General features: G+C 69.7%; 12 protein-coding genes. All 12 read left to right on the plus strand.

All coding sequences use genetic code 11. The features are described 5' to 3' along the window. The first annotated feature begins 123 nt into the window (after positions 1–123). Complete coding sequence (gene prfA, locus CP982_RS28400) at positions 124–1,200, plus strand: peptide chain release factor 1 (protein WP_144320934.1); 1,077 nt, start codon at positions 124–126, stop codon at positions 1,198–1,200. A gap of 82 nt (positions 1,201–1,282) precedes the next feature. Continuing rightward, positions 1,283–2,122, plus strand: coding sequence for a peptide chain release factor N(5)-glutamine methyltransferase (prmC, locus tag CP982_RS28405; protein ID WP_150513069.1), 840 nt, complete (start codon positions 1,283–1,285; stop codon positions 2,120–2,122). 71 nt (positions 2,123–2,193) lie between these two features. After that, positions 2,194–2,841 (plus strand): L-threonylcarbamoyladenylate synthase, encoded by a 648-nt coding sequence (locus CP982_RS28410; RefSeq protein ID WP_030685182.1) that lies wholly within the window; start codon positions 2,194–2,196, stop codon positions 2,839–2,841. Between the two features lie 62 nt (positions 2,842–2,903). Beyond that, complete coding sequence (locus tag CP982_RS28415; protein WP_372503525.1) at positions 2,904–3,569, plus strand: arsenate reductase/protein-tyrosine-phosphatase family protein; 666 nt, start codon at positions 2,904–2,906, stop codon at positions 3,567–3,569. Positions 3,570–3,788: 219 nt separating this feature from the next. Then, positions 3,789–5,063, plus strand: coding sequence for a serine hydroxymethyltransferase (locus CP982_RS28420; RefSeq protein ID WP_150513070.1), 1,275 nt, complete (start codon positions 3,789–3,791; stop codon positions 5,061–5,063). 102 nt (positions 5,064–5,165) lie between these two features. Continuing rightward, the gene (locus tag CP982_RS28425) at positions 5,166–6,536 is read left to right on the plus strand and encodes an MraY family glycosyltransferase (RefSeq protein WP_184925205.1); all 1,371 of its coding nucleotides are present in this window, start codon (positions 5,166–5,168) and stop codon (positions 6,534–6,536) included. A gap of 260 nt (positions 6,537–6,796) precedes the next feature. Further along, complete coding sequence (locus tag CP982_RS28430; RefSeq protein WP_150513072.1) at positions 6,797–7,258, plus strand: Cg1360 family ATP-synthase-associated protein; 462 nt, start codon at positions 6,797–6,799, stop codon at positions 7,256–7,258. A gap of 228 nt (positions 7,259–7,486) precedes the next feature. Then, positions 7,487–8,305, plus strand: coding sequence for a F0F1 ATP synthase subunit A (gene atpB, locus CP982_RS28435; protein WP_483409929.1), 819 nt, complete (start codon positions 7,487–7,489; stop codon positions 8,303–8,305). Positions 8,306–8,382: 77 nt separating this feature from the next. Further along, on the plus strand, positions 8,383–8,619 hold the full coding sequence (gene atpE / locus CP982_RS28440; RefSeq protein WP_030685170.1) for an ATP synthase F0 subunit C: 237 nt from the start codon (positions 8,383–8,385) through the stop codon (positions 8,617–8,619). 39 nt (positions 8,620–8,658) lie between these two features. Beyond that, positions 8,659–9,216, plus strand: coding sequence for a F0F1 ATP synthase subunit B (locus CP982_RS28445; protein ID WP_030685168.1), 558 nt, complete (start codon positions 8,659–8,661; stop codon positions 9,214–9,216). Next, positions 9,213–10,034, plus strand: coding sequence for a F0F1 ATP synthase subunit delta (locus tag CP982_RS28450; protein WP_150513073.1), 822 nt, complete (start codon positions 9,213–9,215; stop codon positions 10,032–10,034). Before CP982_RS28445 ends, CP982_RS28450 begins: the two co-directional genes overlap by 4 nt. Positions 10,035–10,158: 124 nt before the next feature. After that, the gene (atpA, locus tag CP982_RS28455) at positions 10,159–11,751 is read left to right on the plus strand and encodes a F0F1 ATP synthase subunit alpha (protein WP_150513074.1); all 1,593 of its coding nucleotides are present in this window, start codon (positions 10,159–10,161) and stop codon (positions 11,749–11,751) included. The last annotated feature ends 8 nt before the right edge of the window (positions 11,752–11,759 follow it).

An 11,759-nucleotide genomic window follows, 5' to 3' on the forward strand; every position in this document is an offset into this window, starting at 1 on the left:
CCGGTCTCCGGCCGCCCTCGTCCGCGGGGGTGGCCGGGACCGGCGTTTGCCGTCTGTCGCAGAAGCAGCCACGCAGCCCTGCGCGAGCCCCGCTCGCGCAGCCGAAAACCCAGGAGCCCGAAGATGTTCGAGGCGGTCGAGGAACTGATCGGCGAGCACGCCGATCTGGAGCGGAAGCTCGCCGACCCGTCGGTCCACGCCGACCAGGCCAACGCGCGCAAGCTCAACAAGCGCTACGCCGAGCTGACCCCGATCGTCGCCACGTACCGGTCCTGGAAGCAGCTCGGTGACGACATCGACACCGCGCGTGAGCTGGCGGCCGAGGACCCCGACTTCGCGGCCGAGGTCAAGGACCTCACCGAGAGCCGCGACGAGGTCACCGAGAAGCTGCGCCTGCTGCTCGTGCCCCGGGACCCCAGCGACGACAAGGACGTCATCCTGGAGATCAAGGCGGGCGCGGGCGGCGACGAGTCGGCCCTGTTCGCGGGCAACCTGCTGCGCATGTACCTGCGGTACGCCGAGCGCGTCGGCTGGAAGACCGAGATCATCGACGCCACCGAGTCCGAGCTGGGCGGCTACAAGGACGTCCAGGTCGCCGTGAAGACCAAGGGCGGCAACGGCGCCACCGAGCCCGGCCAGGGCGTCTGGGCCCGGCTGAAGTACGAGGGCGGCGTGCACCGCGTGCAGCGCGTGCCCGCGACCGAGTCGCAGGGCCGCATCCACACCTCCGCGGCCGGCGTGCTCGTCACGCCCGAGGCGGAGGAGGTCGACGTCGAGATCAACATGAACGACCTGCGCATCGACGTCTACCGCTCCTCGGGCCCCGGCGGCCAGTCCGTCAACACCACCGACTCGGCCGTGCGCATCACGCACGTCCCGACCGGTGTGGTCGCCTCCTGCCAGAACGAGAAGAGCCAGCTCCAGAACAAGGAGCAGGCACTGCGTATCCTGCGCTCCAGGCTGCTCGCGGCGGCCCAGGAGGAGGCGGAGCGCGAGGCCGCGGACGCCCGCCGCAGCCAGGTCCGCACCGTCGACCGGTCCGAGAAGATCCGTACGTACAACTTCCCGGAAAACCGGATCTCCGACCACCGCGTGGGCTTCAAGGCGTACAACTTGGACCAGGTGCTCGACGGCGACCTCGACGCGGTCATCCAGGCCTGCGTCGACGCGGACTCCGCCGCGAAGCTCGCCGCCGCCTGAGCCCGCCCCGTAACCACCGTTCAAGCCCCGGAGGACCAGCGTGCAGCAACATATTGGGGGTCGACCCCCCAACCCCCGCGGCGTGCTGCTCGCGGAAGTGGCCCAGGCCACCCAGCGCCTTGCCGACGCCGGCGTGCCCTCGCCGCGCAATGACGCGGAGGAGCTCGCCGCGTTCGTGCACGGCGTGAAACGGGGCGAGCTGCACACCGTCAAGGACGCGGACTTCGACGCCCGCTACTGGGAGACGATCGCCCGCCGCGAGGCCCGCGAGCCGCTGCAGCACATCACGGGGCGCGCGTTCTTCCGGTATCTGGAGCTCCAGGTGGGTCCCGGCGTGTTCGTGCCGCGCCCCGAGACCGAGTCCGTGGTCGGCTGGGCCATAGACGCGGTGCGCGCCATGGACGTGGTCGAGCCGCTCATCGTCGACCTGTGCACCGGCAGCGGCGCCATCGCCCTCGCCCTGGCCCAGGAGGTGCCGCGCTCGCGCGTGCACGCGGTGGAGCTGTCCGAGGACGCCCTGCGATGGACCCGCAAGAACGTCGAGGGCTCGCGCGTCACCCTGCACGCGGGTGACGCGCGCACGGCCCTGCCGGAGCTCGACGGCCAGGTCGACCTGGTCGTCTCCAACCCCCCGTACATCCCGCTCACGGAGTGGGAGTACGTTGCGCCGGAGGCGCGGGACTACGATCCCGAACTCGCCCTGTTCTCCGGCGAGGACGGCCTCGACCTGATCCGCGGCATCGAGCGCACCGCGCACCGGCTGCTGCGGCCGGGCGGAGTCGTCGTCGTGGAGCACGCCGACACCCAGGGCGGGCAGGTGCCGTGGATCTTCACCGAGGAGCGTGGCTGGGCCGACGCGGCCGACCACCCCGACCTGAACAACCGGCCGCGCTTCGCGACCGCCCGCAAGGCGCTGCCGTGACCACGGCGGCGCGCAAGACGACGAAGTACGACGAGTACGTGGACCAGTACGTGTACGAGGAGGCCCGCTAGATGGCACGGCGATACGACACCAACGACGCGACCGACCGCACGACCGGTCTGCGCGAGGCCGCGTCCGCCGTCCGCCGTGGCGAGCTGGTGGTGCTGCCGACGGACACCGTGTACGGCGTGGGCGCGGACGCCTTCAGCCCGGAGGCCGTCGCCGACCTCCTCGACGCCAAGGGGCGCGGTCGGAACATGCCGACGCCCGTCCTCATCGGCTCCCCGAACACCCTGCACGGCCTCGTCACGGACTTCTCCGAGTCCGCCTGGGAGCTCGTCGACGCCTTCTGGCCGGGGGCGCTCACCCTCGTCGCCAAGCAGCAGCCGTCGCTCCAGTGGGACCTGGGGGACACCCGGGGCACCGTCGCCATCCGGATGCCGCTGCACCCGGTCGCGATCGAGCTCCTCACGGAGGTCGGCCCCATGGCGGTGTCCTCGGCCAACCTCACCGGGCACCCGGCGCCGGAGGACTGCGACGCCGCCCAGGAGATGCTGGGCGACGCCATCTCCGTCTACCTGGACGGCGGCCCCACGCCCGGCATCGTGCCCTCCTCCATCGTGGACGTCACCGGCAAGGTGCCCGTCCTGCTGCGGGCCGGGGCGCTCGACGCGGACGAGCTCCGCAAGGTCGTACCCGACCTCGAGGTGGCCAATTGACAGCCCCTGAGACGGGGCGTGGCATAGCGGGCTACCCGGTCCCCGCGGGGTTCGTGGACCCGGTGGTCTTCCCCGACCCCGCCGGGGACGACGGGGTCGTCCGCTCCTTCGGGGCCCCCGGCGCCTTCCGCATCCTCCACGTCAGCACCGGCAACGTCTGCCGCTCGCCGATCACCGAGCGGCTGACCCGGCATGCCCTCGCCGACCGGCTCGGCGACCCGGGCACGGGCGGGCTCATCGTGGAGAGCGCGGGCACGTGGGGCCATGAGGGCGCGCCCATGGAGACCCACGCCGAGACGGTCCTCGCCGACTTCGGGGCGGACGCCACCGGCTTCGTGGGCCGCGAGCTCCTCGACGACCACGTCATCCGGGCCGACCTGGTGCTCACCGCGACCCGGGACCACCGCGCCCAGGTCATCTCCATGGGGCACTCGGCCGGGCTCAGGACCTTCACCCTGAAGGAGTTCACCCGCCTGGTGCGGGCCATAGACCCCGCGACGCTGCCCGACCCCGAGGGCGATGACGGGGTGGTCGAGCGGGCCCGCGCCCTGGTGCGGGCCGCGGCCGCGCTGCGCGGCTGGCTGCTCGCCCCCAACGTGGAGGCCGACGAGGTCTACGACCCCTACGGCGCGCCCCTGCCCTTCTTCCGCTCCGTGGGCGGCGAGATCCAACAGGCCCTGGACCCGGTCGTCACAGCCCTGACAGGCGTCCCGGCCCCCCAGGCGTAGCCCTTCCCGCTTCCTGGGGGCTCCGCCCCCGGACCCCCGCTCCTCAAACGCCGGAGGGCTGGAAGATCCAGCCCGTCCGGCGTTTGAGGACGAGGCGCGCAGCGCCGATAGACGGGGTCCAAGGGGGCGGAGCCCTCTTGTTCGGGAAGGGGCGGGCCAGGGGCGCACCGCGAGGCCCACCGCCGCGCACATCCGCCCGGGCACGCCTACATTGGACAGATGACGACGGTCAGCCCCGGTCGAGCCGCCGCCCCGGCGGCGTACGCCGCGCTGCGCCGCCAGGACCCCGAGCTCGCCGAGGTCCTGCTCGGCGAGACGACCCGGCAGTCGACCTCGCTCCAGCTCATCGCCGCCGAGAACTTCACGTCGGAGGCCGTCCTGACGGCCCTCGGCTCCCCGCTGGCGAACAAGTACGCCGAGGGCTACCCCGGCTCCCGCCACCACGGCGGCTGCGAGCTGGTGGACGTCGCGGAGCGCCTCGCCGTGGACCGCGCCAAGGCCCTCTTCGGAGCCGAGCACGCCAACGTGCAGGCGCACTCGGGCTCCTCCGCCGTCCTCGCCGCCTACGCCGCACTCCTGCGCCCGGGGGACACGGTCCTCGCGATGGGTCTCCCGTACGGAGGACATCTCACCCACGGCTCGCCCTCGAACTTCTCGGGCAGGTGGTTCGACTTCGTCGGCTACGGCCTCGACCCGGAGACCGGCCTCATCGACTACGAGCAGGTGCGGGCCCTGGCCCGCGAGCGGCGGCCGAAGGCCGTCGTGTGCGGCTCCATCGCCTATCCGCGCCACATCGACTACGCCGCCTTCCGCGAGGTCGCCGACGACGTGGGCGCCCATCTCATCGCCGACGCCGCGCACCCCATCGGCCTGGTCGCGGGCGGCGCCGCCCCCAGCCCGGTGCCGTACGCGGACGTCGTGTGCGCCACCACCCACAAGGTGCTCCGCGGCCCCCGCGGTGGCTTGATCCTGTGCGGCGCCGACCTCGCCGAGCGGATCGACCGGGCGGTGTTCCCGTTCACGCAGGGCGGGGCGCAGATGCACACGATCGCCGCCAAGGCGGTGGCCTTCGGCGAGGCGGCGACCCCCGCCTTCACCGCGTACGCCCATCAAGTCGTGGCGAACGCAAGGGTGTTGGCCGACGCCCTGGCGGCGGAGGGCTTCGCCGTCAGCACCGGAGGCACGGACACGCACCTGGTGCTCGCCGACCCCGCCCCGCACGGAGTGGACGCCCGGACGGCCCGGGGCCGGCTCGCCGCGGCGGGTCTGGTTCTGGACACCTGCGCACTGCCCCACGGCGACGGCCGCGGCCTGCGCCTGGGCACGGCCGCGGTCACCACCCAGGGGATGCGGGAGGCGGATATGGCACGCGTCGCCGCGCTGTTCGCCGCCGCCATCCGGGAGGAGGGCGGCGTCAGGGCGGCGGTCCGGGACCTCGCGGCCCGGTTTCCGCCGTATCCGGACCGGGGGAGCGGCGAGATCACGGCGTTGTAGCGGAGTTGTGCAACGATCGTCGCTACCCGGAAGTGTCCAGCCTTATGCGCGCGAAGCTAGGGTGTGGTGCTGAGATGGCCAGCGATACCTGTGGGGAAGCCCGTGCGTGAATATCTGCTGACGCTCTGCATCACGGCCGCGGTGACCTATCTGCTGACCGGCCCGGTGCGGAAGTTCGCGATCGTGGCCGGTGCCATGCCGGAGATCCGCGCGCGCGACGTGCACCGGGAACCGACACCCCGGCTCGGCGGTATCGCGATGTTCTTCGGCCTGTGCGCGGGCCTCCTGGTGGCCGACCACCTGCCCAACCTCAACGAGGTGTTCACGAAGTCGAACGAGCCGCGCGCGCTGCTCTCCGGCGCCGCCCTGATCTGGCTCATCGGCGTTCTGGACGACAAGTTCGAGATCGACGCGCTGATCAAGCTCGGCGGCCAGATGATCGCCGCGGGCGTGATGGTCATGCAGGGTCTGACGATCCTGTGGCTGCCCATCCCGGGCGTCGGCACGGTCTCGCTGACCCAGTGGCAGGGCACCCTCCTGACCGTCGCCCTCGTCGTCATCACCATCAACGCGGTGAACTTCGTCGACGGCCTGGACGGCCTCGCCGCGGGCATGGTGTGCATCGCCGCCGCCGCGTTCTTCATGTACGCGTACCGCATCTGGTACGGCTACGGCATCGAGGCCGCCGCCCCCGCGACCCTCTTCGCGGCCATCCTGATGGGCATGTGCCTCGGCTTCCTGCCGCACAACATGCACCCGGCCAGGATCTTCATGGGTGACTCGGGCTCCATGCTCATCGGGCTCGTGCTCGCCGCCGGCGCCATCTCCATCACCGGGCAGGTCGACCCGGACGCGATGAAGCTGAACCTCGGCGGCAGCGCCCGCGACGCCACGCACGCGATGCTCCCCGTCTTCATCCCGCTGCTCATGCCGCTGACGATCATCGCGATCCCGTTCGGCGACCTGGTGCTCGCCATCGCGCGCCGCACCTGGAAGGGCCAGTCGCCGTTCGCCGCCGACCGCGGGCATCTGCACCACCGGCTCCTGGACGTGGGCCACTCGCACAGCCGCGCGGTGCTGATCATGTACTTCTGGTCGGCCCTCATCGCCTTCGGCACGGTCGCCTACTCGGTCCACTCGACGAACATGTGGATCCTGTTGCTCATCGTCGCTCTGAGCGCGGTGGGTCTGGTGCTGCTCCTGTTGCCCCGCTTCACGCCGCACGCGCCCCGCTGGGCGGAGAACTTCGTGCCGCCGAGGTACCGGCGCGAGCGGCGCTCCCCGGCCGGTGCAGCGGCCGCTGAGCGCGCTGACGGGGCCGCCCCGGAGGAGGCGTACGGGACGAGCGGGGAGCCTGAGCCGGGAGAGGCGTCAGGGGACCGCCCGGCCGTCGGCGCGGGCGTCAACGGCGCGACCGCGCTCGGCACCCGCCCGCGCTTCCTGGACCGGCGCAAGGCCGGGTCGTCGCGTTGACGCCGACGGCAAAGCGCCCCTTTACCAGACAAAGCGACGGCGCGCTTGCACAGACGCGCAGGTTGCTTCTCATGTGTGACAGCGAGCACACCTGACAGGTAAAGACCTCATCAAATAGTTTGTGATACGGTTCACGAGACCCGGCGACAGAGCCGAAGGACCGTAGTGCGACGGTCCATTGGCCCGAGGACCCCGCTCGGCCCGGGTCTACGCTCGTCCATGACGACACCCTGCCCCCATCAGTAAGCGGAGTTGCCGCCATGCCGTCTCAAGACACCCGGACTCTCCTGCAGTCCGCCGTCCCCACTGCCGCCGCCGGTGCGATCACCGCCGTGGTCAGCGGTGTGGTCGCGGGCGGCAAGGGGGCGCTCGGCGCCGTCATCGGCACGCTGGTGGTCATCGCCTTCATGGGGCTCGGTCTGTTTGTCTTGCAGCGGACGGCAAAATCGCTTCCGCAGCTGTTCCAGGCGATGGGCATGATGCTCTACGTCGCGCAACTGCTGCTGCTTCTCATCTTTGTGGGTCTGTTCAAGGACACCACCGCGTTCAACCCGAAGTCCTTCGCGCTCGCTCTCGTCATCGCCACCGTCGTCTGGATGGCGTCGCAGGCTCGGGCGTACATGAAGGCCAAGATCCTCTACGTCGAACCCGAACCCGAACCTTCCTCGGCCGTCGCCTCCAAGAAGAGCGACAAGCCGGAGAAGCCGGGGTCGGAGACGTGAGAGGTAGGGCCGGGATAAATGCCCGTTCGAGATGCTGCTATCGTCCGGTGCCAACTGCGGCACTGCAGGCGCGGGCATCTGAGCTGACGCCTGCACCATCGCGAGGCTCGATGCCTGACCGCCGCTCACACTTCCGAAACACCAGTCCGGTGCCGATCCGCGGCCGCGTGCCGCGCCGACTCGACAACGAGGTTGCCGTACCCATGCTTCACGCCGAAGGAGCCCGCGGTGAGTGCTGAACAAACTGAGCTCGCCTTTGACTGGAGCTGTCGGATCATGTCCGACAACGGCTGTGGCTTCCCGGCTCCGGGCCTGCACTCGTTCCTCTTCAAGCCGATCTTCGAGGTCGGCGGGTTCGAGTTCAACAAGGTGATGCTGCTCGCGCTGATCACGACCCTGGTCGTCATCACCTTCTTCTACGCCGCGTTCGGCAAGGCCAAGGTCGTGCCAGGCAAGCTCCAGATGATCGGCGAGGCCGGCTACGACTTCGTGCGCCGCGGGATCGTCTACGAGACCCTGGGCAAGAAGGAGGGCGAGAAGTACGTCCCCCTCATGGTCTCGATGTTCTTCTTCATCTGGATCATGAACATCTGGTCCGTGGTCCCGCTCTCGCAGTTCCCGGTCTCGTCGGTCTTCGCGTACCCGGTCGTGCTCGCGGTCATCACCTACCTGATCTGGGTGCCGCTGACCTTCAAGCGCCACGGCTTCGTGGGCGGTTGGAAGAACATCACCGGCTACGACAACTCCCTCGGCCCGATCAAGTGGCTGGTGGCGTTCATCGAGTTCTTCTCGAACCTCCTGGTGCGTCCCTTCACGCACTCCGTGCGACTCTTCGCCAACATGTTCGCCGGTCACCTGATGCTGGTGATGTTCACCGTCGCCTCCTGGTACCTGCTGAACAGCTGGATGATCCCGGCGGCCGGGGTCTCCTTCGTGATGACGATGGCCATGATCGTCTTCGAACTCTTCGTGCAGGCCGTCCAGGCGTACGTCTTCGTGCTCCTCGCCTGCTCGTACATCCAGGGCGCTGTCGCCGAGCACCACTGACGCAACCCGCCCCGCTAACCCCCAGATCGCCCGGTGGCCAACCCCCACCGGCCCATGAAAGAGAAGGAAGAGACAGCATGTCCGCTGTTGAGCTCGCCGCAGGTGTTTCCGGTTCCCTCGGTTCGATCGGCTACGGCCTCTCCGCGATCGGCCCCGGCATCGGCGTCGGCATCGTCTTCGGCAAGGGCACCGAGGCCCTGGCCCGTCAGCCCGAGGCCGCCGGTCTGATCCGTGCCAACCAGATCCTGGGCTTCGCCTTCTGTGAGGCGCTCGCCCTCATCGGCATCGTTATGCCGTTCGTGTTCGGTCAGTAATTACTACTCACCGACACATTTTCGACGAAAGGCACTGATGTGATCGCCAACCTGGTTCAGCTGGCGGCCGAGGAGAAGCAGAACCCGCTTATTCCTCCCGGCCCCGAGCTGCTTGTCGGCGCCATTGCCTTCGCCATCGTTTTCTTCTTCTTCTGGAAGAAGCTCCTCCCGAACATCAACAAGGTTCTGGAAGAGCGCCGGGAGGCGATCGAAGGCGGTATCGAGAAGGCCGAGGCCGCCCAGACCGAGGCCCAGAGCGTTCTTGAGCAGTACAAGGCTCAGCTCGCCGAGGCACGGCACGAGGCCGCGCGACTGCGCCAGGAGGCGCAGGAGCAGGGCGCCCAGCTCATCGCCGAGATGCGGGCCGAGGGCCAGCGGCAGCGCGAGGAGATCGTCGCCGCCGGTCACTCCCAGATCGAGGCCGACCGCAAGGCCGCCGCGCAGGCGCTGCGCCAGGACGTGGGCCAGCTGGCCACCGAACTGGCCGGCAAGCTCGTCGGCGAGTCCCTCGAGGACCACGCCCGCCAGAGCCGCACCATCGACCGCTTCCTCGACGAGCTCGACGAGAAGGCGACGAAGGCCGAGGCGACTCGATGACAGCGCATGGAGCGAGCCGCGAGGCGCTGGGCGCCGCGCGCGAGCGCCTCGACGCGCTGACGGACAACACCGCGGTGGACGCGGCGCGGCTCGCGGACGAGCTCGCCGCCGTCACCGCGCTGCTCGACCGGGAGGTCTCGCTGCGTCGGGTCCTGACCGACCCGGCGCAGGCAGGCGAGGCCAAGGCCGAGCTTGCCGGGCGCCTGCTGGGCGACAAGGTCAGCGGCGAGGCCGCTGACCTGGTGGCCGGCATGGTCCGCTCCCGCTGGTCCGCCTCGCGCGACCTGGTGGACGCCCTGGAGGAGCTGGCGGACGTCGCCGACCTGACCGCCGCGCAGAAGTCGGGCGCGCTGGACACGGTCGAGGACGAGCTGTTCCGCTTCGGTCGGATCGTCGCCTCCAGCACCGAGCTGCGGGCGGCCCTCACCGACCGCGCCGCCACCGCGACGGCCAAGAGCGAGCTGCTGCGCAGCCTGCTCGGCGGCAAGGCGGCGGCGACCACGGAGCGTCTCGTCGAGCGTCTTGTGACCGTGCCCCGTGGACGTAGCCTGGAGTCGGGACTCGAGTCCCTCTCCAAGCTGGCCGCGGACCGCCGGGAGCGCATGGTCGCCGTCGTCACTTCCGCCGTTCCGCTGTCGGACCAGCAGAAGCAGCGACTCGGCGCCGCGCTCGCCAAGATCTACGGGCGTCAGATGCATCTGAACCTGGACGTGGACCCCGAGGTCCTCGGCGGGATCCGGGTGCAGGTGGGCGACGAAGTCATCAACGGCTCCATCGCGGACCGCATCGAGGACGCGCACCGCCGCATGGCGGGCTAGCAACTCAACAAGCAAGACCAAACGGCCCGAGTTGGGCCGTGCAGAGGATTCACCTCTTCCTGGGGGGAGTCCCCATCCCCCCCAAGTGAAACTTCGGGCCCAACAAGGAGAGCAGGGAACCCAGATGGCGGAGCTCACGATCCGGCCGGAGGAGATCCGGGACGCGCTGGAGAACTTTGTCCAGGCGTACAAGCCGGACGCGGCCTCGCGCGAGGAGGTCGGTACGGTCACCCTGGCCGGCGATGGCATCGCGAAGGTCGAGGGCCTGCCCTCGGCCATGGCCAACGAACTGCTGAAGTTCGAGGACGGCACGCTCGGTCTCGCGCTGAACCTCGAAGAGCGCGAGATCGGTTCGATCGTTCTCGGTGAGTTCAGCGGCATCGAGGAGGGTCAGTCGGTGCAGCGCACCGGCGAGGTCCTGTCGGTCGCGGTGGGCGAGGGCTACCTCGGCCGCGTCGTCGACCCGCTCGGCCACCCGATCGACGGCCTCGGCGAGATCGAGACCAGCGGACGTCGTGCCCTTGAGCTGCAGGCCCCCACGGTCATGGAGCGCAAGTCGGTGCACGAGCCGATGGAGACGGGCTACAAGGCCGTCGACGCGATGACCCCGATCGGCCGCGGCCAGCGTCAGCTGATCATTGGCGACCGTCAGACCGGCAAGACCGCTCTGGCCGTCGACACGATCATCAACCAGCGCGACAACTGGCGCTCGGGCGACGTGAACAAGCAGGTCCGCTGCATCTACGTCGCCATCGGTCAGAAGGGTTCGACCATCGCCTCCGTGCGTGGTGCCCTCGAAGAGGCCGGCGCGCTTGAGTACACGACCATCGTCGCCGCCCCGGCGTCCGACCCGGCGGGCTTCAAGTACCTGGCCCCCTACACCGGTTCGGCCATCGGCCAGCAGTGGATGTACGAGGGCAAGCACGTCCTCATCATCTTCGACGACCTCTCGAAGCAGGCCGACGCCTACCGCGCCGTGTCCCTGCTGCTCCGTCGTCCGCCGGGGCGCGAGGCCTACCCCGGTGACGTCTTCTACCTGCACTCCCGCCTGCTCGAGCGCTGCGCGAAGCTCTCGGACGAGATGGGCAAGGGCTCGATGACCGGTCTGCCGATCGTCGAGACCAAGGCGAACGACGTGTCGGCGTTCATCCCGACCAACGTCATCTCCATCACCGACGGCCAGTGCTTCCTGGAGTCGGACCTGTTCAACGCCGGTCAGCGCCCCGCCCTGAACGTCGGCATCTCCGTCTCCCGAGTCGGTGGTTCCGCGCAGCACAAGGCGATCCGCCAGGTCTCCGGGCGTCTGCGCGTGGACCTCGCCCAGTTCCGTGAGCTGGAGGCGTTCGCCGCCTTCGGTTCCGACCTGGACGCCGCGTCGAAGGCGCAGCTGGAGCGCGGTCAGCGCATGGTCGAGCTGCTCAAGCAGGCTCAGTACCAGCCGATGGCCACCGAGGACCAGGTCGTCTCCATCTGGGCCGGCACCACCGGCAAGATGGACGACGTGCCCGTCGTCGACATCCGCCGCTTCGAGAAGGAGCTCCTGGAGTACCTGCACCGCAAGGAGCAGGGCCTGCTCACCTCCATCAAGGAGGGCGCCAAGATGTCGGACGACACGATCACCGCCATCGGTGACGCCGTCGCCGCGTTCAAGAAGCAGTTCGAGACCTCGGACGGCAAGCTTCTCGGCGAGGACGCTCCTGCCGCTGCCGGCAAGTGACGACGGAA

This window comes from Streptomyces spectabilis (genome assembly GCF_008704795.1).
Classification (GTDB): Bacteria; Actinomycetota; Actinomycetes; order Streptomycetales; family Streptomycetaceae; genus Streptomyces; species Streptomyces spectabilis.